Consider the following 21,256-nt stretch of genomic DNA (forward strand, 5'->3'; position numbering starts at 1 on the left):
GCTAACGAAAGGATTGAGACGACACGCCGGCAATCTGCATCAACACCGGCAACGGGTCCTGCTGGGTACTGCAGGTGCCGAAGCGCATATGCCGGCTGCGCGAAAGTGCGGAAAGCATTTCCACGTTTTCCTGAAAACGCCTCGTATAGGCGTCTGCCGCGCGTTGCGTCGCATGCAGGGAAAAACGCCTCCGCCCGAAACTGAAATCATAACGCCCTTGATCGGGTAAGGTAGACTCCAGTGGGTCGTAAAGTTTAAGCAACACAACATCGCTATGACGGCGCAAGCGTAGCAAAGCGGTTTCGCAAGCCCGGGAATAGCCGCGAAAATCGCTCAGCAAAAAAACCAGGCTGCCGGGACGCACATGGCGATGCAGACGGGTCAACGCTTCCGGCAAGCCACGCTCCTCCGACGAGTCATCGGCGGCAGGCTGAAGCTCGGTCAGTTTGCGCAGAAAATGCAGTACCGCGCGCCTGCCGTGCTCGGGCTTCAACTCCAGGCTCGACCTTTCTGAAAAAATCTGTCCGCCGATACGATCACCATGCTGCATCACGCTCCAGGCGATCAAAGCCGCCATCTGTGACGCCAGCACCGATTTAAAACAGCCGCGGGTAGCGAAGAACATGGAGCGGCGCGCATCGACCGCGATGAAAACCGGCCGCTCGCGCTCCTCCTGGAACAGCTTGGTATGGGTTTTCCCGGTGCGCGCGGTCACCCGCCAGTCGAGATTGCGGATATCGTCCCCGGCAGTATAAGGGCGCGTTTCGGCGAACTCCATGCCGCGCCCCTTGAATGCGGACAGATAAGCGCCGCCCTGAACGGCATGCCGTCCGTGATGAGAAAAGCGCAGGCGCGCCACATTGCGACTCAATCCGATCAAGGTAGGCAGGGAAACAGCGGCAACTTCATTTTCCATGGTTACGAACTCAAAGATCATAGCGTATTAACCGGATCGAGCCGTAAAGTCATCGATGCCGAAAGCAGTATTTATCCCGCCCGCAATATTGACTTCGCTCAGCCTTATTGACTTCGCTCAACCTTAAAAACGGCGCTCTACCGTCGCTTTGAAAACATCGGAAAGCCGGACACGCTTCGCCGATAAATTATCGGCGCGCTCCAATGGCCGATCATGACAATTATGGTAGCATAATTGCCATGATCGGCGACACGCTACGGACACCGATCAGGCTCCGCCCGCATTGAATCAGGATAGGATCGCGGATTTTCGCATGCCGCGCACCAGGGAGACTTACCGCAAAAACCCGGTTTTCCACCGCTACGCTGGAGGTCAAATGCATCGCCGATTTTTCATGTTACTCATTACCATCCCATTGCTTGCAACCGGATTTGCCGCACGGGCGAACGACTCCACGGCCAGAGTGGGCGCAGGCGGCATTACCCTGCTGAAGAACGACAATATCCGCATGCTTCAGGAAACGCTGATGATCTCGACCAAAGCGGTGCGCGTTCGTTATCGCTTCATTAATGAGGTAAACCGGGAAATCCAGACCACGGTCGCGTTTCCTATGCCGGCTTATGTTTGGAACCCCGGCATAAGCGCCCTCGAAGCCAATGTTGGGCCGCTGAAGTCATTTCAGCTTCGCGTCGACGGACGTACTGTGTCGACGCAACTGAATCGAAAAGCATTGATAGGCGAGCAGGATGTTACCAATCGGCTACGGGAATTGGGGCTTTCGGATGCACAGATATTCGAAACATTCGGCGACTGCACCATCGACGGATGCAGCCTTACCCGGAAACAGCTGGATCTAATCGCCGAACTTGCCGGCGCCAATACCCCGCCCCCGCCATGGTCGGTGGCTGCCACCGCCTTTTGGGAGCAAGCGTTTCCTGCTCAGAAGGAAATCGAGATCGAACACGAATACCAGCCATTCGCAGGCGTGGTCTTCAATGCGCCTTATCAGGTTTTTAACGGGAAAGTCACGGAAGACCCCCGCAAAATAATCACCCCGTGGGGAAAAGACCCGAATGAGGCCTGCCTGGACGAAGGAACGCGCAAAGCCTTGACAAAACGCATCAAGTCGTTGGTGAAAAAAGGTGCGGTCTCGGTCTGGGTGACGCTTAACGATATCGAGTATGTGCTGGGAACGGGCCGCAACTGGAAGGGGCCGATTAACGATTTCACGCTGCAAATCGAGAAAGAATCGCCCGATCAACTGGTTTCGCTGTGTTTTCCGGGGAAACCAAAAAAAATCAACCCTACGCTGGTCGAGTTTTCTCATTCCAGCTTTATGCCTCAGGATAAGCTGGTGATTTATTTCTACACGGTGACCGCGCAGAACCAGTGAAACAGGAAGCTTGCTGCGTTTGACGGAACAAAGTCCCGATCGCTGGCCTGACCGGAACTTTGCTGATATACGCGAAGGTTATTTAATTGTCGGGCAGTGAAAATACGGTCAAAACACCGCCCAGCCTGGTAAAGTTGCTGATGCTCCTGTAAGCGCCTACCGCTCCCAGACCTTCGCTTTCGCCTTCCAGACCGGCAGCCATGCCGATACCGGCCCAGCCGCCAAGACCTGACAGAACCCCAACATACTGCTTGCCTTTATAAGTCCATGTATTGACATTGCCGATAATGCCTGACGGCGTTTTAAACCGGTAAAGCTCGTTGCCGGAGCGTGCGTCCACTGCCTTGAGGTAGCCCTCCAGAGTGCCGTAGAACACGATATCGCCCGCGGTCGCCAAAGCGCCGGCCCATATGGAGAACGGTTCATCCTTGGACCAGACGATTTTACCTGTGGTTGGATCCCAAGCGGTAAATACGCCAAGGTTGGTTGAGTTGTTCTTGATGCCGGTTACAGCATCTACGCCCGCCGGGAACATGGTCACGGTAGAACCTACATAGGGCTGACCGGAGCTGTATTCCACTTCGAACGGCTCGAAGTTCATACACACATGGTTGCCTGGAATGTAAACCAGTTTGGTTTTCGGAGAGAACGCGATCGGCTGCTGATTCTTTGCGCCCAGCACCGTAGGACAGATACCCTTGGTGTTGAACTCTTCGCCGTGCGCCTCGGGCGAAAACTCTTTGGCTACCTGCGGCCGGCCGGTGTAATAATCGATATGGGTGGCCCAGTTGGTAGCCTTGTCGAATTTCTCGGCAACCAGCAGTTCGCCTGTTGCGCGGTCGAGAGTATAGCCAAAGCCGTTTCGATCGAAGTGAACCAGCAACCTGTCATGATCCTTGCCGTTCCTGTCCTTCATCGGCAGGTCGAGCAACGCCATTTCGTTGACGCCGTCGTAATCCCATTCGTCGTGCGGCGTCATCTGGTAAACCCACTTGGCCTCACCGCTATCGGCGTCGCGCGCCCAGATCGCCATCGACCATTTATTGTCGCCGGGGCGTTGTACCGGATTCCATGTCGATGGATTGCCTGAGCCGTAATAAATCAGGTTAAGCGCCGGATCGTAGCTATACCAGCCCCAGGTTGCGCCGCCGCCGATTTTCCATTGATCGCCTTTCCAGGATTTCAGGCTGGAATCCTTGCCGACCGGCGCCATCTTGCCGTCGGTCCAGGTCAGTGTCTTTTCCGGATTCAAACCGACATCCTGGTCAGGGCCCATGCTGTATTTTTTCCAGGCCAGACTGCCGTCCTTGATGTTGTAGGCCGCAAGAAAGCCGCGCACCCCGAATTCGCCGCCCGACATGCCGGTAATAACTTTATCCTTCACCACCAGCGGCGCATTGGTGCTGGTGGCCCCGGTTTTGGGATCGGCAACTTTGGCCTTCCAGACGACTTTGCCGCTTTTGGCGTCGAGCGCGACCAGCGTGGCGTCGCCCTGCGCCAGGAAAATTTTCCCCTCTCCATATGCAAGACCGCGGTTAACCACGTCGCAGCAGTAAACGGAAATGACCTGGGTCGGATCTACATCCTTGTCGGGTGTATAAACGTACTCCCAGATTACGCTCTGCGTGGCTTGATCCAGCGCGTAAACCTTGTGCGGGTAGGGAGTATGGACATAAATAATACCGTTAAGCACCAACGGACCGCCTTCGTGACCGCGTAATGCGCCGGTGGAAAAAGTCCAGTCCGCCTTGAGATTTTTGACGTTATGGCTATTGATTTGCTCCAGCGCGCTGTAACGGGTGCCTGCATAGTTGCCGCCCCATGTCACCCAGTTCGCTGAGTCCTTGCTCAGGCCATCTACTTCGGCATTCGCCTGGGAGACCCCCGGCGCTGCCGATAAAATTGCAATCGAAATTGCAAGTTGCCAACCTTTGAAAATGTGTTTCATGATATGCTCCATAGTCCCATAGTTATGGAATATGTTCGGTTTTAAGCCTGAAGATTATTGAGAACGCACGGCGTTATCCCTCGAAGCGAACCGCTTCATAACCGATCCGCCTTCCGATTGTTGCTGCGCCGATACGGCCTCCGGCCGGCATGAACATCACGGATTAAGATCGAAAACCTCCTCGATTTTCTCGAAAGGCAATAATGCCTCTTCGTTGACGCGCCTGACCGATTCCGCATCCGGCGATTCGAACAGGCAGGTGCAGCGGGCATCGGACGGATAATAATTGCTGCGTATATATTTAACCGGGAAACCTTCTCGCGTTAGATGCGCGCTCGTGTCGATCGCGGCTTTCTGCGCTCCGGCCAATTCTGTCATGGTAATTCCAGGTAGTTGACGCTGTACGGCATAAATAGGCATAACTGCTCTCCTGACTACTATCTGCAAGTTGTTTTCTGTTAAAATATGGAAAATAAAATTGGACAACTATTTCATCAACCCGTGATCTACTTCAATTTTTAATTTATTAATCATATTGTTATGCGAACCTTGATTATCATATTGAATGAAGAGGAAAAGACTGCATCTATAATGCTATATTTAAAAAATAAATAGCGACCATGGGTTCATACATTTAAACTCCTATACATCCTCCACACCGATAGTCTGACATAAGTTACCGGACAAAATGCGGTGTTTTCTGATTAAATTAATTTATGGCGGTATTAGAAAAAATAATAACTGTAACTGGAAAATGATGATATTTTCTAATACGCCCAAAAAAGGAAACGCTGATTAAATCGTTTTTAGGCGCGAACTACCATAGTAAGCCATTGATTTTAATAACCGGTTCTCGACCAGCTTTAAATTATTCAGCGTTTGCCACAGAAGGGTTGACCTACCCGCGTTCTGCAAGCCTGGAACGAACGGCAAGAAATTTCCGTTCGAGGCGGGCATGTCGAAACATGATAAGGAAATGCTTTGTTCGGGGTTTCATTAAAATCCGATAACCGCAGGATACGACCATGCTGAACTTAAGACATCTCGACTTCACCATGCTCATGGCTTTCGACCTGCTTATGAGCGAGCTCAATGTGTCGCGCGCGGCGGAAAAGATGTTTGTGACGCAATCGGCGATGAGCCAAATTTTGCAGCGTCTTCGTCAACAACTCGAAGATCCGCTTCTTATCAGAACGCCCGGAGGAATGAAACCGACTGAGCGGGCGCTGACGTTGATAGGCCCGATTCGTGCGCTGCTGCGCAACGTCGAGCAGGTATTCAGCGCATCCGCCCGTTTCGATCCCGCCATCAGTCATGAGCGTTTCATCCTCGCCGGGTCGGATTACGTCGAGTTCATGGTGTTGCCGCGCCTCATTGAGCGCGTGCGGCGGTTAGCTCCGCGCGTGCAAATCCAGGTCATTCGCTGCGATATGGACAGCCTGGAGGCGCGATTGCAAAACCAGGAAATCGATTTGATTCTGGGTTTTCAGGTGTTGTTGAAGCTGCCCGCTCATTTGAAATGGGCCAGGCTGTTCGACGATACCGTGGTTTGCTTGGCAAGACGCGATGAATCCGCCATCGCGGATGAGATCACGCTGGAAGATTACCTGGAAACCAGCCAGTTACTGATTACCTCGTGCGATGTGAATGCCCATATCATGGGGCGATGGCTGAGCAAGAAAGGGCTGGAACGGCACACTCCGGTCGTCATACCCAACTTTCTTTCAGCGCCGTACACCGTGGCGGCAACGGATTTGCTGTTATCCTTGCCGCGCCGCATTGCCGAGGCCTGCGTCAAATCCTCGCCGCTTAAGCTGGTAGAGGTGCCGTTTGGCCTGCCTCCGTTCGACCTGATCATGGCCTGGCACCCGCTCCGAGACGTTGACGCGGCGCATGTCTGGCTGCGAGAGCAAATTCTGGCCGTCAGCCGCGACATCGACGAGGGCGTTTGCAAGACGGCGTAACAGGTTAGACGCATCCTGCGGCAATACGTTGTCATCGTATTGATCGCGTTTGATGTCTATACTTTCATTATCCGGCGCTCCGTGGTGTTGCCGGGGCGCTGCCCCGGATTCCTGGTTGAGGGGTTGCCGGAACCGTAATACACCAGGTTCAAAACAGGGTACACAACTGTATCAACCCCAGGTAACGCCACCGCCGATTTCCCAGCGCCCACCTTTCCAGCTCTTTAAACTGGAGTCGTTGCCGCCAGGCGCCATTTTGCCATCGGTCCAGGCTCGATGCTTTTCACTCTTCACTGTTACATTCAGAAACATTTTGTTACCGGCTTGAGAAGAAACGCAGCGCCCCAGGTCATAGACTGACTCCGCCTTAACTACTGAAGGAGACAGGCATGATAAAAAAACGCGCATTTCTAAAAGTTGGAGCCATTGCACTTGCGGCCGCTTTGACGGCGTGCGGAACACACTATCCGAGCGCGGAGCAAGTCGTTGATCGTATCGGGCACAATCTCGATCTGAACGATGCTCAGAAGACGAAACTTGAGACGCTGAAGGAAAAACTGATTGCCTTGCGCGAAAGCGCGAAGCCTCAGCGTGAAGCCGCTAAACTGGAAATAGCCGAACTGCTGACGCATCCCACCCTGGACCGGGGACGTGCGGAACAGTTGGTGCTGGCGCATCTGCACTCGACCGAATCCAATGTTTCTCAAGTGATCGCCCTCTTCGGCGATTTCTACGACCAGCTTACCCCTGCACAGCAAAAAAGCTTGCGCGAGCGCATAGTGGCGCATATGGACCATAATCATTTAACGGCTAACTGAGGACTATCATCATGGGAATTCGATCTTTTTTCACCCGCCATTTTGTTCATCAAGGCTGCTGCGACGGCTGGATCGTGCGGCGCTTATCCAGTAAACTGAAACTCGACGATAGCCAGAAAGGTCGATTGCGCACTGTGTTTGAAGGCTTGAAACAGTTGCGCGAAAGCACCCGCCAAAGCTGGGCCGGTCAGCGTCAGGATTTATTCAAGGTTGTGGGAGGGGAACGCTTCGACCGCAACGAAGCGCTTCGCATCGCTCATATCCAGACGGCGCTGATCAACGAAAGCTTACCGCAATTGCTGGATACATTCGGAGACTTTTACGATCACCTGAACGCCGAGCAGCGCGGCCGGTTACGCAATGTGATCGCGAAGCGCATGGATCATGGTTGTTGCGGTCGCTGAGCGTAAATAACCCGCCCGTGGGGTTGATAACCCACTCTTAACTCTAACGGAGCCGAGCAATCCATGCCATCCATTCTCCTCATCGACGATGACGAGCGTCTGGCGGAGCTGCTCGGCCGCTATTTCACCAAGCACGGTTTGATGCTCGATTTCGCGCTACGGCCCAGCGTAGGGTTGGCGAGACTGAGTTCCGGCGGGTACGACCTGGTCATTCTCGATGTCATGCTCCCGGAAAAAGACGGCTTTGAGGTTTGCCGGGATATCCGCGTAAACAGCGACGTTCCGATCATCATGCTGACGGCCCGCGGCGAAGTGATGGACCGGGTTGTTGGTCTGGAGCTGGGAGCCGACGACTATCTGCCCAAACCTTTCGAGCCGCGCGAGCTGGTGGCTCGCATACAGCGCATACTAAAGCGCAGCGCTCGAAACGGCGGCGGCAATGTATTGAAATTCGGCGCATTGACCATCGATACCGAACTGCAAAGCGCCGCGCTTTCCGGCGAAAACCTGTCTCTTACCTCCATGGAATACCGCCTGTTGACACTATTGGCAACCCGGCCCGGCAAGACTTTCAGCCGCGACGAGATACTCAACCAGCTCAAAGGCATAGAGACGGAGATTTTTTCCCGTTCCGTGGATATACTGGTCAGCCGTTTGCGGCAAAAACTACGCCCTGGCGATTTTATCAGGACGGTGCGCAGCAACGGTTATTGCTTTCTGGGTAAGTCCGAGTGAACTTTAACTGCCGAACGCATCGTCCTTGCGGTCAACGCCGCTTCATCTATTCGCTCTCCGGCCGGCTGATCCTGATTTTTGCCGCCATGGGACTCTTGTTCCTGCTATTGGTGGGCTGGACGATAGGCCGGGGATTAAAAAATCATTTCGAATCCAATATTCGTCCGCACCTGTTGCAATATCTTGAATACGTACAGGCCGATATCGGCACGCCTCAGAATTACTCGCGTATCGTCGAATTAAGCCGCCGCCTGCTGATTACTATCCAGATCGACGGCCCTGACGGCAGCTGGTCTTCCGACGGGCAAGCGGTCGATCTTGCCGGCACTGAGGTCTTCCGCCGGGTAGAACAGGGCGGGAGGGCGTTTGCATTCGGCAAGCTGAAAGACCGCGAATTTCTGCTAAGCCGCAATGGTAATTATACGTACGCCTACTCTATTCCGCGTCAACGCAGCGAGTGGGATGTGTTTGCTCCGCTACTGGTATTGCTCGCGATTCTTTTGCTGCTGTATCACGCCACGCGTCGTCTGTTTGCGCCGATACAAACCATCAAAAGCGGCGTGGAGCGGATAGGACGCGGCGAATTCGATCATCGTATTACGGTCTCCCGTTGCGACGAACTGGGCGATCTGGCAGCCAGCATTAACGGCATGGCGGCGGATGTGCAACAGATGCTCGATTCAAAACGGCAGCTTCTGCTTGCCATCAGTCACGAGCTGCGTTCGCCGTTGACCCGCGCCAAGGTCGCAACCGGCCTGCTGGACGACGAGGCCCAGCGCAGCGAAATCGAACGGGAGCTCAACGACCTGGAAACACTGGTCGAGGAACTGCTGGAAACCGAACGCCTGGCTTCACGTCATCAGGCGTTGCATAAGCAGAACACCGATTTGGGCGAGCTGGCCAGGGAGGTGATGGAAAAGCTGCGGGGGAATCGTGCGCCTAAGCTCTACCTGCCTGCCGAGCCGATCATCGCCGAAGTGGACGCCATGCGCATCAGGCTGCTGCTGAAAAATCTGCTGGAAAACGCGTTACGGCACACGCCATCGGATGCGGCGGCGCCGGAATTGCGAATCGGTTTGCAAGCGGCGGAAACAGAAAGGAACAACCGGACAAAACAAACAGGGCCGGGGATCATCGAGTTCACGGTTCGCGATTACGGTCCGGGCATCCCCGCTGAGCATCTGCCTCATGTCGCCGAACCGTTCTACCGCGTCGATCCGGCCCGGCGCCGGGAAACCGGCGGCTACGGATTGGGATTATTTCTATGCCGGCGCATTGCCGAAGTGCATGGCGGATCGCTGGATATCAGCAGCGAAACTCACAGCGGCACTCGGGTACGGGTACGCTTGCCTATGAGTTCCTGACAAACAAGTGGCAATACGTTGTCATCGTAGTAGCTATTCGGTGTCCCTATTTTTCGTTCGCCCTGAGCCCTGCCATTATGGCGCGCTGTGCCGCCGGTCGGTCATTGAATCCGGCGAGCAGCAGGTTCAGACCAGCGTCAACCGCGCCATAGAGATATAAATCAAGGAAAAGTCGTAACTATTCAGTACCCTAGTTAGAAGCTCCAATGCGCTTCAGTTTATCCGTTGGTGGGCGTAGCGCCGCGAATGCGGCTGGAGAGCGCGTCGAACCATGAACGGATAAACTATCAATACCAAAGGATTTTCCGTTCATCCTCCGACAGGCTCAGGACGAACGGAAAATCTGGAGGCTGAATAGTTACGAAAAGTCTAAACCGCTATGCTCTGGTCTATCAGCTCAATGGCATTACCATCAGGATCACGGCAAAACAGCGCCTTGCGACCCGAATGGCTGCGCGTAAAAGATACGCCGTTCTCAGTCAATCGCGCGGCCATGCCGTCAAGGTCGTCGACCAGCAACGCGACATGACGGTCGCGCCCGCCGTGTTCGGGACGCTCCAGTCCGGTTTCGGGGGACGGCAACACCAGCAGGTGTATCTGCTGCTCGCCCAGATCGTACCATATGCCGTCGTACTTTAGCTGCGGACGATGCGGACAGACGATCAAGCCGAGCAGTTCTTCATAGAAAAAACGCGAACGCGCCAGATCGTCGACCAGTACGGATGAGTGATGCATGCGGGTTACTTTAGCCATCGTATTAATCCCGATCTCAAGCAGCCGATTTCATTACAAAATCGGCGTGAACTTCGTTGAACGGCACATGGAGCTTTCCGTTGTCGACTTTCTCTACCAAGCCATATTGCACCACCACTTTCACATCGTCATGAACGCGCCTGATATCGCGCCCTAAAGCGCGCGCCAAGGCGCGCCCGCTCAACGGACCGGATTTTTGCAGGCACTCGATCAAATCCCAGCGCCTGGGCGTGAGGACACGGAACAGCGCCGCAGGGGATGCGAAGCCGAAATGTTCCTCCGTGTACTCTCCGGTATTCCACGCAGAAAGAAAACCACTACGCGCCGCCTCCAGGACATCATTCGCCTTGCGGATATGTATTGTTGCAATTCTCATCGTTTTGTCCTTCTTGATTCAACTTCCCGGAGAAAATCGTCGATCAACTTTTCAGGGCTTTCGAAAAGGCAAAGCTCCTCGATATTATCGCTATGCCGGTGATCGCCCTTGGGCCGCTCATTGTCGTAGCAGATTATCCTCGATTCGGGGTATCCATAGAAAAGCCGATACAAAATGGTGGGTACATCCGGCAACCGGCATGGGCAACAGCCAGGCAACGATTTCCAGTATCGCTCCATCATCAAAATCCATACGGTGCCGATAAATCAAATTCGCCTTCATGCCGACGACAATGCCGCTATTTTATAGTGTTGTCAATAAGGGCATCACTTCATTGCTGCCGGATAACATTCAGCGGCCTCAGTCCAATTGGAGCCGATAAATTTCGGTAACATAGCCATGGACCCCGAACTATAGTTCCAACCACCCGCTCTCTGTCAAGTTTGACAGTATCCGGTATAAAGCTTTAAACGATATACTGCGAACGGCAGGCCGTTCCCGGAAAAGTTACCGTCGTTTACGACATGGCCTAATCCCTGATTCAGGCCGAATGCCGGACGGCTTCCATTCCGGCGCAAATCGAGATGAGGAAACAGATGTTAAATGACAAAAAGCGCAGGCTGATTGCAACACTGGCTGTTACCGGCTTACTCTCCGCCTGCGCGCCCGAGGTTCCACCGCTGCAGCTGACCGAAAAATCAGTGTGGCTGGAACAAAACTGGACGCCGGAACAAAGCCAATGGTTCCATTACACCAGCCAGGGGACAGCGACCCTGCCGCTGCCCTACGAATGGTTGATAGCGCTGGAACAGCCCGAGATCAAGGTCTTCGGTAATCCGGGGATGTTTACCGCCAACGATTATCTGCTGCGTTTCGGCTTTATTGCGGGCAAGGCCGAGCCCGGCTCGAATCCGGACGGCCTGCCGGTCGGTTTTGCACAGGACAAGGACTACCAGGATCCGGTCAGCGGTCAGCGCTTTCACGCGATCGGCTTTACCTGCGCGGCCTGCCATACCGGCCATATGAACTACAAAGGCACCGAAATCCGCGTCGACGGCGCGCCGGCAATCAACGACATTACCACGATGGTCGAAGCGCTGGGCGTGTCGATGCTGTATACCAAATATGTTCCGTTCCGCTTCGACCGTTTCGCCAGGCGCGTGCTGGGAGCGGACTATAACGACGCCAACAAGGAAAAGCTCAAAACCAGCTTCAATGCGGCATGGGACAAGCTGCAGAAGGTGGTCAACCTGCAAAAAGGCGTCGAAAAGCAAAGCGTCAAGGAGGGCTTCGCCCGTCTGGACGCCTTGAGCCGCATCGGCAACCAGGTCTTTTCCATCGGCATGAACTTCAACGCCAAAAATTATCATCCGACCAATGCCCCGGTGAATTTTCCGCACATCTGGCATTCTTCGTGGTACGACTGGGTGCAATACGACGGTTCCATCATGCAGCCGATGATACGTAACGCCGGAGAATCGCTGGGCGTGGCGGCAGCCGTGAACCTGATCGGCCCGAAAGAAACCCGTTTTGCGTCGACGACAAAAATTCAGGAAATTGCCGACATGGAACAGTTGCTGGCGGGAGCGCCCGAACCGTCAACAAATCATAAATTTAACGGCCTGCAATCGCCAAGCTGGCCCGAACAGATACTCGGCCGTATCGATGTCGCCAAAGCCGCTCAAGGCAGAGAGCTGTACGATAGCCATTGCAAGGGTTGCCATTTACCGGCGCCGGACAGCGATGAGTTCTGGAACGACAAACACTGGAAGAAGATTGACCAGTCGGTGGATCAGCGCTATCTGGTGCTGCATAACTCCCCCGCCGATAAAATCGGCACCGATCCGATGCAGGCGAAAGCGCTGGCCGAGAGAAAGATCGATACCACAGGGATCGGTTTGAACACCACCGTGTATGCCGGCGATACCTGCGAGGAAGTAAAGGTTAAGGATGGAGCTGCCGTGGCGTATGGTCTGGCGCTGGGCGCAGTGGTGCAGGAAACCGTCGATTACTGGTACGACAAGAACAGCACTCCACCGGAAAAGCGGGAGGAGATGAACGGCAACCGTCCCAACTGCCTGCTGCCGGCGATGCAGTATTCCGCCCGCCCGCTCACCGGCATCTGGGCGACCGCGCCGTACTTGCATAACGGTTCCGTGCCGGATCTGTATGCGCTGCTGTCGCCTGTCGCCGAACGTCCGAAAACGATTTATCTCGGCAATCAGGAGTTCGATCCGGTGCGCGTCGGCTATCGTTCCGACAAATTCCCCGGCGCGTTCGAACTCGACACCCGTCTGCCGGGCAACGCCAATGGCGGTCACGAGTACAGCGACGAAAAAGGCAAGACCGGCGTTATCGGTCCACGCTTAACACCGGAACAGCGTTCCGCATTGATCGAGTACTTGAAAACCTTGTAATCGTCAGCTTCAAAGGGAAAGACCCCATGCGGCGCGGGATTGCGTCGCATGGGTTGCTGGTTGAGGGAAATCAAGCCGGGAACTAAGACCGGGACCAGCGGTTTTGCCGTATGATCTGTTCTATCATTGCATCGGCCCCGTCCAGTTGACGCCGGTAAATTTCGGTAACATAGCCGTTGATCGGGACTTTCGCCAAAGTTTGCAATACCGGGGCTTCCGCATGACGCGTATCGATGCGCGCCACCACCGACAAACCGGGACGCAGCGGATGCGCCTTCAATTCTTCCGCCGGTAAAGCGATGCGCACCGGCACCCTTTCGCGGATATGGATATAGTTGCCGGTTGCATTATTGGGCGGCAACAGGCCGAATACGCTGCCCGTTCCCGCGGTCAAGCCTTCCACCCGGCCGTGATAAGTCACTTCGTTTCCGTACAAATCGACACGGATATTGACCGGCTGACCGGGCCGTACCCGCGGCAGCTCGTTCTCCAGAAAGTTCGCTTCCACCCATAGATAATCCAGCGGAATAATCGCCATCAGCGGCACATCGGGATGCACCTGATCGCCCGGCTGCAGCGTGCGCCTGGCGACGAAGCCCGAAATCGGCGCTTTGATCGTTTGCCGCACCTGATCCAGATAAGCCTGCTTCAACCGGCCGGCGGCCTGCAGCACCGCGGGATGATCCTGAACGCGCGTTCCCTGCACCAGGGCGATCGCGCCATTCAATTCCGCCGTTAGTTTCAGCGTTCCGGCTTCCATCTCCCTGAGCTGAAATTCGGTGTCTTCAATCTGCTGATGCGACACCGCGCCTTCCCCTGCCGCGCCGCGATAACGCTTCAGATCTCTGGCGACGCGCTCCTGCACCGCTCTCTGCGCTGCCAGCATTTGTCGCAAACGCTCGACCTGTGAGAACAAGGTTTCGACCTGGCGCACGGTCTCCGCCAGCTTCGCCTTGCTCTGTTCAAGCGCCACCTGGGTCTGCAGATCGTCCAGACGCACCAGCACGTCGCCCTGTTGCACGTATTGAGTATTTTCCACCGTCACTTCGGCCACGGTTCCGTTGGTCTGGGCCTTCAACGGCGCAATATTGCCGACCACGTAAGCATCGTTGGTCATCACCAAATGACTGACCGACAAATACCAGTATGCCGCATAAGTGGAAAATGACGACAGCGCAAACAACAGCACCCACCACAACCGGCGCTTGCGCCTGGCCTGCAAATGCCGATGTCTGCGCTCCGACGCGCTATGTTTTTGCCGGATCGAGGTTTGCCCCGCTTCCAGAGGCGGCTCGCTGTTCATTGTCTTTCTCCCAACGCAACCGCCGGTGGCAGCGGCTGTTCATAGCCGCCGCCCAGCGCGGTAATCAGTTCTACAGCCGTTTCGAGACGGCGGTTTTTAAGCTTGCTGAGTTTGATATATTGCTCGATCACGTTGAACTGCGCTTCGACTTCGCCGTCGCGCGCATTGAGGCCCGTTTGCGAACGCAACCGATGTATGCGCGCTTGCGCCTCGTTGGCCTGAATGGCGGCATCCTGACTGACGACCAGCGCCTGTGTTTCATGGCTATGCGCTACCGCATCGGCCACTTGTTGCACCGCGTCCAGCAAGGTATTGTTGTAAGCGGCTACGGCCATATCGTAGGCGGCTTGCTGATTGCTCAACTCGGCTTCCAGTCTGCCGCCTTCGAACAGCGGCAGACTGACGGTCGGTCCGATCGAATACGCCACGCTGGCGCCATGCGACAACGACAGGTCTTTCAGGTTCAAACTGCGCAAGCCGGCCAGTCCGACCAGATCGACATCGGGGTAAAACCGGGTTTTGGCGATTTTGACATTTTGCGCCTCCGCCTCTATCAGCCAGAGCGCCGCCGCCAGATCGGGACGATGGCTCAGCAATCCCAACGACAAATGTTCGGGCAACGCCAGGGAGGCGATATCCGCGATTTCGGAGACGGCGATATGCCGCCCCCACTCAGGTCCTTCCCCGGCCAACGCCGACAGCGTATCGCGCAATAGCGTTGCCTCGGCTTCCAGGGCGATGCGTTGCTGATGCACGCCCTCCAGCAGAAACCGGCTCTTATCGACGGCGTCTTTGGTATCCAGCCCCAGATCGAAACGCACTTGCGTCAAATGCAGCTTGTCTTTTCTGTGATCGGCCAATTCATCGGTCAAAGCCAGCTCTTCCGCTACCGAGCATAATCTGAAATAGGTCTTGGTCACGGCGCCGGACAGTAGCAGTCGCGCCATGCTCAGTTCAGCTTCGGCTGCGTGTTTTTTACCGACGGCAGCCTCCAGCACCGCTCTGTCCTTGCCCCACAGATCGAGGTGATAGCTAAACACCGCCGGGTCGATATAAGCGCCGGTAAAGGTCTTGCCGCCATTGATCGGGCCATAAAAATCGTTGGCGGAAAAGCGCTCGTGAAACATTTGTACATGGGAGCTCAACGTCGGCAGCATATCCGCGGCACGGGTATCGACCATGGCGTCCGATTGGCTCACGCGCGCCAGCGCAATCTGCAAGCCGGGATTCTTGCCCAGTGCGGCGTCAACCAGACGATTGAGCTCGGGACTGCGAAATTGCCGCCACCAGCGCTGATCCGGCCAGGTTTTTATTCGGGCCTCGGCATCCGTCATCGATTGCAGGTCGGGCACATCCATGCGCGTGGCCGCGACATGGTCGTCGGTCAACGGCGCGCAGCCCGTCAACACGGCCAGACATAGACAAAACAGGGTTTGCTTTAACATGATCACGGCTCCTCGATCAGATCTTCCAGCACGGTTTCGCGCACGCCCGCTTTTTCGCTGCGCGGCTCGTGCGGACGCAGCGGGCGCGCCAGCCAAACCAGTGCCGCTAGCCCCAGATAAAGCCAGGCCGCCAGACGAAAGGTATCGTCCAGACCGATAATCGCGGCATGACGGTTGGCCTGCTGCGCCAGCTTGATCAAGGCCACGGCAGGCTCGATACCCGCGCTCTGCAAGCCCGCCATCAGTTCCGGGTGCAGCGCGTCGTAGACGGAAAAGGTTTCTATCAAATGATTTTGCTGAAACGCCGCGCGCCGGTCCCAGATCACCGACAATAACGGCGAACCGATGCTGCCGCCCAGCACGCGCAGCATGCCGGCCAGTTGCACCGCATCCAGCTGGCGGCGCGGCGTTAAACCGGCCGTCAGCAGCGTCGTCAGCGGCACAAAGAATCCGCCGAGACAGAATCCTTCCAGAATCTGCGACAGCAGCATTTCGCTGAACCAGCCGCCGCGTTGAAAAAAGTCGTAGGTGCTGGTCCAGTAGCTATACAGGAAAAATGCGAACAGGTTCACGCTGGCCAATAGCCGCGCATCGAAGCGGTGAACCAGTCGATGGTAAAAATTCGCCATCGGTTTAGTCAGAAAAAGCAGGGGCAGCAGGCTGGCTCCGGCAAGAAAGGAGGTGTAACCGGCAACCGTTTGCAGGCGCACCAGCAATACCGACAGCAGCCCGTACATCAACATGAAGCCGACGCTCAGGCACAGCGTTCCGATCACGAAATTCCGCCGCCGGAACAGGCGTAAATCGAGCAGCGGATAGCGTTCGCCCAGCTCCCATACGCCAAAAAGCAACAGCGCCACTACGCCGGTCAAGGTCAGCAACACCATGGGTTGCGAGTTATACCAGTCTTCGTCCTCGCCCTGGTTGAGCACGGATTGCAGACAGGCCAGGGCCAGCGCCAGCAGCGCAAAACCGACAAAATCCAACCGTCTGCGCAATGGCGACGATGGCATCTTCGGCAACAGCGCCCAAGCCAAGGCCGCGGCCAGCAGCGTCAACGGCACGTTGAGGCTGAACAGGCTGCGCCACCCCCAGTGATCGGCCATCCAGCCGCCGACCGCCGGTCCGAGCGTGAACGGACTTAAAGCCGCCATGCTCCAGATACCGACGGCAATCGATTGCCGCGATGCGGGATAAAGGCACAGGAATAATAATTGAGACAACGGAAGGGTAAGCCCGCCGAAAAAACCCTGCGCGATGCGCCCGGCTATAAACCAGCCAAAGTCATCAGTCAGCGCGCATAACAATGAGCCGAACGCCATCAGCAGCAATGCCGACAGATATAGCCTCGCTACACCCGCTCGCGCCGATAGCCACGGTTGCAGCGGCAACGAAAGCGCCAGACTGACGAAGTAATAGCTCTGTATCCAGACCGCATGGCTCGGGCTTACGCCCAAAGCGCCGGTGGCATGCAGACTGATGGACGCGAATGCGCCGGTGTTGAACAACACCAGCAGATTTCCGAGCAGCAAAGCGCAGTTAAGCAGCAGAAAACGCAAGCGTTCGGTGCGGGGGAATGATGCCGGTTCGGAGCAGGCAGCGGTAGTCATCGTCGGAGTCCATCGTGGTTCAAAAACATCGTTGCAATGAACCAATCAACTTCGGTGCCAAGCTGAGACTCTATAGTTATTACATTTTAAATCAGTTATATAAAACCAGGCTTCACCATTTACCGCTGTCGCAACACAATACAGAAATACGGTATATCGTCAATATACGAAATATCGTATTTTAAAGCAGGACAGACTGATGCCTTAATCTCTCCGACTGAGGATGGATCATGCGCTAAAATAGCCGGACTTTTTCGCCATACCTTACAAGTCTGCCATGAGTTTTATGCAAAAACTGGAAGCCGCCTGGCAAACCGGCAACTCGCTGGTTTGCGTCGGCCTTGACCCGGATTTATCGCGCTTTCCCGAAGCGTTCGCGCGGACGCCCGATGCGATCTTCGCGTTCAATAAGGCGATCATCGACGCCACTCACGATCTGGTCTGCGCGTATAAGCCGCAAATCGCCTATTTTGCGGCGGTTTCCGCCGAAGAACAGCTGGAAAAAACCATCGATTACATCAAAACGAATTATCCGCGCGTTCCCGTCATTCTCGACGCAAAACGAGGGGATATCGGCAGCACGGCGGAAATGTACGCGGCGGAAGCGTTTTCCCGCTATAACGCGGATGCGGTCACCGTTAATCCCTACATGGGCTACGACTCGGCGGAGCCTTTTTTAAAACACAGGGATCGCGGCGTAATTTTTCTGTGCCGGACGTCCAACAGCGGGGCCGCCGACTTTCAGGATCTGGATGCCGGCGGCGCGCCGCTATACGAACGGGTTGCCGCGCTCATCGCCGGCCAATGGAACGCCAACAACAATTGTTTACTGGTGGTCGGCGCAACCTGGCCGTCGCAAATGGCGAAAATCCGAAGCATCGCAGGCGACATGCCGTTTCTGGTGCCGGGCGTCGGCGCGCAGGGAGGAGATGTGGAACAATTGGTAAAAGCCGGTCAAACCGCCGCAGGAACCGGACTAGTCATCAGCTCGTCGCGCGCGATTTTATATGCAAGCGGGGGTTCGGATTTTGCCGACGCGGCGCGAAAGGCTACTGTGCAATTGCGAGATGCTATTAACCATATTAGAAAGGGATCTGGTCGTTAAAGTCTTTGGTTAAGAAAGCGCTGATTAAGTCCTTCGACTGGCTCAGGACGAACGGCAAGCGGTTGTTTCCGTTCGTGAGCACAGCGAATGCCCTTCGACTACGCTGGGAAAGCCTTAAGGCAAGCGCCGTCCTTACTCCCACTCTTGCAGGGTACGCTGAGACCGTACATGACCTGACCGCGCGCGATGTCGAATTGAAGGTACTCACCGGCCACTGTGCAGCGATTGATACCACGACCGCCGCCGGAAAACTGGTCTTCGGTATTTTCGCGGCGCTGGCGGAGTTCGAACGTGAACTCATTTCTGAGCGTGCCGTGGTTGGATTGGCTTCGACCCGCGCGCGAGGACGGAAAGGTGGGTGGCCATTCAAAATGACTGCGGCAAAACTGCGTCTTGCAATGTCGTCGATAGGGTAGCCGGAAGCCGTGGTTGGAACTCTTTGCAAAGAGCTTGGCATTACCCGGCAAACCTTGCATAGACATGTTTCCCCGAAGGGAGAACTGCGACTGGATAGCGTGATTTTGGCAAGCGGTTTGCCATTTCAGTGAACGAAAAGTTCAAGTGACTTTCCCATGGCGTTAAGTGCGCTTGAAATTGTGTCTATTTTTGTTGGATGCCTAAGCCGCATAAGCCTGGTTACTTCTTGAGGACGAATGGATAATTTTCGAGCAAGATCGACCGGGCGCACATGCTGCGCAACCATTTCATTCAGCAAAAGGACTTTAGCCCAAAGCGAAGGGCTTAAATCAACCACGGACTGACCGGGTTCCGGTTTTGAGGGCAGAGGCACGGCCCTTTCATCCTCAAAATAAAACTCTAATGCTGTTTCTAAGGCGTCCTTACCCATCGCCAGAGCTTCGGCAAAAGTCTCTCCCTGTGTCAGCGCTTCAGGAATATCAGGGAAACTCACAAAAAAACCTGACTCGGCTGGCTCAATATTCACAGGATAACGCATAGTCAAAACCTCTATTCTTTAAGACCCAATTGTTTAATGATTGCCTTGCGCAACGGCTCTTTAATTTCCACAACATGCCTGGGCAATGTGCTTTGCATGCCATTGAAAAACAATTTCGTATGCTTCTTGCCTTCCTTGAAGGAAACGCCCTGAGATTTTAGCCACCTTGCAAACTCGCTCAGCTTCATATTTCGTCTTCAAATCGACACAGCAGAATTGTAAGCAAAAATGTTTATTTTGTCAATCCTTGTCTAAAACCGAAGGTTTTTTAGACAAAAAGACAGCTCCACAAAATCAAAGACTTGCAAGTCTAACAATTTTGCCTGGAACCTCCTCAAACTGCCATTACGCGTCACAGGATTTCTGTGTAAAAATAAATACTTCCGCGCTATTATGACCGGTGTTTGTTCGCACGAACCATCTCTCACGCTAGGTAACTGAGGCAGTTATGATCCCCAAAGGACTCACAAGCAAACACTTTAAGCAGGCGGCTGCCGAAATTAATCGCCTCGGTGTACCCGCTGAACGCAACTCGGTCCACTACGACTTGGTAATAGAGGGGAAACGATACCCGCCAAAATACATCGTGTCGCTCGCAGCAAAATCGGCAACGGGCAAAGAATATCCAGCAGCCGATTTCAATGCTGTGGAGGCGAAGAACTATTTTTTGAACAATGGGTACGAAGTTATTGATCGTAGGGTAGAAGCAGAAGGATCGGTTGTTGATGAAGATGACGAGTCTGCTTTTCCAGAAGGTCGAGAGTCATACAAAATCCATCATCATTTTGAGCGTGATGGGGAAATACCACGCCAAGCTAAAGCTAAGCGGTTAGATGAAGTCGGAAAACTTGAGTGTGACGTTTGCGGAATGGATTTCCATCGTGTCTATGGTAAGCTGGGGCATGGCTTCATTGAAGCTCATCACACAGTACCCGTGTCGGAACTCGCTGGTATAGGAAAAAAAACAAAGGTCAGCGACTTAGCGCTCGTATGCTCCAATTGTCATCGAATGTTACATCGAGGTTCATCGCTTTTAACCATAGAAGAGCTTACGCAGCTAGTTCATGACAAATAAGTCACTTAACTACGTTCCAGGGGAGCAATGGAACAGTGAACCGACTTAGGATTTCCAGAAGCAGGAATCCAGCGGTAGAGCGTCGGCACGGACACGCCGAGATTCTTGGCCACGTCGCGCGGCGGTACTCCGTTGGCCAGCAATTTGTTCGCCGACTCAATCTTGCTGTCGGTCATTTCCCGCTTGCGCCCGCCTTTGCGCCCAAGTTGACGGGCCACTTCCAAGCCGGCGCGGGTGCGCTCGATTGTCAGTTCCCGCTCCATTTCCGCCAAGCTCGCCATAACATGAAAAAAGAAGCAGCCTGACGGCGTGCCGGTGTCGATGGCGTCGGTCAGGCTTTTGAACTGGACGCCGCGTTTGCGCAACTCGCCGACCAGATCGATCAAGTGTTTGACGCTACGACCAAGTCGATCCAGTTTCCAAACGACAAGGGTATCACCCTCGCGTAGCGTTTCCAGCGCTTTGGACAAACCGGGCCGCTCGGCGCGGCTGCCGCTGATTTTATCATCGAATAATTTTTCGCAGCCCGCCTTGGTCAATGCTTCGAGTTGCAGGTCGAGGTTTTGGTCTTGCGTAGAAACGCGCGCATAGCCGATCAGCATATTTTTTCGAGTAGCTCTCAGGGTTAATTCTCGAAACTCGTTATCATGCTGGCGTTTCGATAAAACGGTTTCA

24 protein-coding genes are annotated in these 21,256 nt (G+C 54.7%); 10 read left to right on the forward strand and 14 right to left on the reverse strand.

The genetic code is table 11. From position 1 onward, the window contains the following. Position 1: 1 nt before the first annotated feature. A complete protein-coding gene (locus F6R98_RS16830) occupies positions 2 to 916 on the reverse strand; it encodes a DUF58 domain-containing protein (protein ID WP_228124930.1) in 915 nt (304 codons plus the stop codon). A 394-nt stretch (positions 917 to 1,310) separates the two neighbouring features. Between F6R98_RS16830 and F6R98_RS16835 the strand changes: the two genes are divergently transcribed. Continuing rightward, complete coding sequence (locus F6R98_RS16835; RefSeq protein WP_194269991.1) at positions 1,311 to 2,309, forward strand: DUF4424 family protein; 999 nt, start codon at positions 1,311 to 1,313, stop codon at positions 2,307 to 2,309. An 82-nt stretch (positions 2,310 to 2,391) separates the two neighbouring features. On the opposite strand, the gene F6R98_RS16840 is transcribed toward F6R98_RS16835, so the two are convergent. After that, entirely contained in the window at positions 2,392 to 4,257 is a 1,866-nt protein-coding gene (locus tag F6R98_RS16840; RefSeq protein WP_153250050.1) for a PQQ-dependent dehydrogenase, methanol/ethanol family, read from the reverse strand. A 156-nt stretch (positions 4,258 to 4,413) separates the two neighbouring features. Then, positions 4,414 to 4,677, reverse strand: a complete 264-nt coding sequence (locus tag F6R98_RS16845; protein ID WP_153250051.1) for a DUF4242 domain-containing protein — start codon at positions 4,675 to 4,677, stop codon at positions 4,414 to 4,416. 605 nt (positions 4,678 to 5,282) lie between these two features. On the opposite strand from F6R98_RS16845, the gene F6R98_RS16850 reads away from it, so the two are divergent. Continuing rightward, a complete protein-coding gene (locus F6R98_RS16850) occupies positions 5,283 to 6,221 on the forward strand; it encodes a LysR family transcriptional regulator (RefSeq protein WP_153250052.1) in 939 nt (312 codons plus the stop codon). Between the two features lie 171 nt (positions 6,222 to 6,392). Here the strand turns inward: F6R98_RS16850 and F6R98_RS22880 are convergent, their stop codons facing one another. Continuing rightward, positions 6,393 to 6,533 carry a hypothetical protein gene (locus F6R98_RS22880; protein WP_407079254.1) on the reverse strand — a complete coding sequence of 47 codons (141 nt, stop codon included), beginning with the start codon at positions 6,531 to 6,533 and terminating at the stop codon, positions 6,393 to 6,395. A gap of 77 nt (positions 6,534 to 6,610) precedes the next feature. Here F6R98_RS22880 and F6R98_RS16860 point away from each other — a divergent pair, with 77 nt between their 5' ends. From F6R98_RS16860 to F6R98_RS16875, 4 genes are all read left to right on the forward strand, one after another. Further along, positions 6,611 to 7,039, forward strand: a complete 429-nt coding sequence (locus tag F6R98_RS16860; RefSeq protein WP_153250053.1) for a Spy/CpxP family protein refolding chaperone — start codon at positions 6,611 to 6,613, stop codon at positions 7,037 to 7,039. A gap of 11 nt (positions 7,040 to 7,050) precedes the next feature. Then, positions 7,051 to 7,443 (forward strand): Spy/CpxP family protein refolding chaperone, encoded by a 393-nt coding sequence (locus F6R98_RS16865; protein ID WP_153250054.1) that lies wholly within the window; start codon positions 7,051 to 7,053, stop codon positions 7,441 to 7,443. Positions 7,444 to 7,506: 63 nt separating this feature from the next. Then, entirely contained in the window at positions 7,507 to 8,178 is a 672-nt protein-coding gene (locus tag F6R98_RS16870) for a response regulator transcription factor (RefSeq protein WP_153250055.1), read from the forward strand. After that, positions 8,175 to 9,542, forward strand: coding sequence for a sensor histidine kinase (locus F6R98_RS16875; protein WP_153250056.1), 1,368 nt, complete (start codon positions 8,175 to 8,177; stop codon positions 9,540 to 9,542). The genes F6R98_RS16870 and F6R98_RS16875 overlap by 4 nt, the downstream gene beginning before the upstream one ends. Before the next feature lie 369 nt (positions 9,543 to 9,911). On the opposite strand, the gene F6R98_RS16880 is transcribed toward F6R98_RS16875, so the two are convergent. From F6R98_RS16880 to F6R98_RS22545, 4 genes are read right to left on the reverse strand one after another with little or no spacing between them, the layout of a single operon-like run. Beyond that, positions 9,912 to 10,295, reverse strand: a complete 384-nt coding sequence (locus F6R98_RS16880) for a VOC family protein (RefSeq protein WP_153250057.1) — start codon at positions 10,293 to 10,295, stop codon at positions 9,912 to 9,914. 16 nt (positions 10,296 to 10,311) lie between these two features. Beyond that, positions 10,312 to 10,671, reverse strand: a complete 360-nt coding sequence (locus tag F6R98_RS16885; protein WP_153250058.1) for an HVO_A0114 family putative DNA-binding protein — start codon at positions 10,669 to 10,671, stop codon at positions 10,312 to 10,314. Beyond that, positions 10,668 to 10,844: a toxin-antitoxin system TumE family protein gene (locus tag F6R98_RS22885; protein ID WP_407079320.1), complete on the reverse strand. Its 177-nt coding sequence runs from the start codon at positions 10,842 to 10,844 to the stop codon at positions 10,668 to 10,670. Before F6R98_RS22885 ends, F6R98_RS16885 begins: the two co-directional genes overlap by 4 nt. After that, a complete protein-coding gene (locus F6R98_RS22545) occupies positions 10,789 to 10,923 on the reverse strand; it encodes a hypothetical protein (RefSeq protein WP_265588107.1) in 135 nt (44 codons plus the stop codon). The genes F6R98_RS22885 and F6R98_RS22545 overlap by 56 nt, the downstream gene beginning before the upstream one ends. Before the next feature lie 344 nt (positions 10,924 to 11,267). Here F6R98_RS22545 and F6R98_RS16895 point away from each other — a divergent pair, with 344 nt between their 5' ends. Next, positions 11,268 to 13,088, forward strand: a complete 1,821-nt coding sequence (locus F6R98_RS16895) for a di-heme-cytochrome C peroxidase (RefSeq protein WP_153250059.1) — start codon at positions 11,268 to 11,270, stop codon at positions 13,086 to 13,088. Between the two features lie 82 nt (positions 13,089 to 13,170). On the opposite strand, the gene F6R98_RS16900 is transcribed toward F6R98_RS16895, so the two are convergent. The 3 genes from F6R98_RS16900 to F6R98_RS16910 are packed head-to-tail and all read right to left on the reverse strand — an operon-like array spanning position 13,171 to position 17,446. Next, positions 13,171 to 14,391 carry an efflux RND transporter periplasmic adaptor subunit gene (locus F6R98_RS16900; protein WP_153250060.1) on the reverse strand — a complete coding sequence of 407 codons (1,221 nt, stop codon included), beginning with the start codon at positions 14,389 to 14,391 and terminating at the stop codon, positions 13,171 to 13,173. Beyond that, entirely contained in the window at positions 14,388 to 15,836 is a 1,449-nt protein-coding gene (locus tag F6R98_RS16905; protein WP_153250061.1) for an efflux transporter outer membrane subunit, read from the reverse strand. The genes F6R98_RS16900 and F6R98_RS16905 overlap by 4 nt, the downstream gene beginning before the upstream one ends. A gap of 2 nt (positions 15,837 to 15,838) precedes the next feature. Next, entirely contained in the window at positions 15,839 to 17,446 is a 1,608-nt protein-coding gene (locus F6R98_RS16910) for a DHA2 family efflux MFS transporter permease subunit (RefSeq protein WP_153250062.1), read from the reverse strand. 277 nt (positions 17,447 to 17,723) lie between these two features. On the opposite strand from F6R98_RS16910, the gene pyrF reads away from it, so the two are divergent. Both pyrF and F6R98_RS16920 read left to right on the forward strand, forming a co-directional pair. Continuing rightward, positions 17,724 to 18,551: an orotidine-5'-phosphate decarboxylase gene (pyrF, locus tag F6R98_RS16915; protein WP_153250063.1), complete on the forward strand. Its 828-nt coding sequence runs from the start codon at positions 17,724 to 17,726 to the stop codon at positions 18,549 to 18,551. Positions 18,552 to 18,625: 74 nt separating this feature from the next. After that, complete coding sequence (locus tag F6R98_RS16920; protein WP_455423467.1) at positions 18,626 to 18,967, forward strand: recombinase family protein; 342 nt, start codon at positions 18,626 to 18,628, stop codon at positions 18,965 to 18,967. A gap of 125 nt (positions 18,968 to 19,092) precedes the next feature. Here the strand turns inward: F6R98_RS16920 and F6R98_RS16925 are convergent, their stop codons facing one another. Then, complete coding sequence (locus F6R98_RS16925) at positions 19,093 to 19,506, reverse strand: type II toxin-antitoxin system HicB family antitoxin (RefSeq protein WP_153251117.1); 414 nt, start codon at positions 19,504 to 19,506, stop codon at positions 19,093 to 19,095. An 11-nt stretch (positions 19,507 to 19,517) separates the two neighbouring features. Continuing rightward, positions 19,518 to 19,694 carry a type II toxin-antitoxin system HicA family toxin gene (locus tag F6R98_RS16930; RefSeq protein ID WP_153250064.1) on the reverse strand — a complete coding sequence of 59 codons (177 nt, stop codon included), beginning with the start codon at positions 19,692 to 19,694 and terminating at the stop codon, positions 19,518 to 19,520. 260 nt (positions 19,695 to 19,954) lie between these two features. Between F6R98_RS16930 and F6R98_RS16935 the strand changes: the two genes are divergently transcribed. After that, positions 19,955 to 20,581 carry an HNH endonuclease gene (locus F6R98_RS16935; protein WP_153250065.1) on the forward strand — a complete coding sequence of 209 codons (627 nt, stop codon included), beginning with the start codon at positions 19,955 to 19,957 and terminating at the stop codon, positions 20,579 to 20,581. Positions 20,582 to 20,586: 5 nt separating this feature from the next. Here the strand turns inward: F6R98_RS16935 and F6R98_RS16940 are convergent, their stop codons facing one another. After that, entirely contained in the window at positions 20,587 to 21,183 is a 597-nt protein-coding gene (locus F6R98_RS16940) for a recombinase family protein (RefSeq protein ID WP_153250066.1), read from the reverse strand. Between the last annotated feature and the right edge of the window lie 73 nt (positions 21,184 to 21,256).

Origin of the sequence: Candidatus Methylospira mobilis, assembly GCF_009498235.1 — a bacterium.
Taxonomy (GTDB): domain Bacteria; phylum Pseudomonadota; class Gammaproteobacteria; order Methylococcales; family Methylococcaceae; genus Methylospira; species Methylospira mobilis.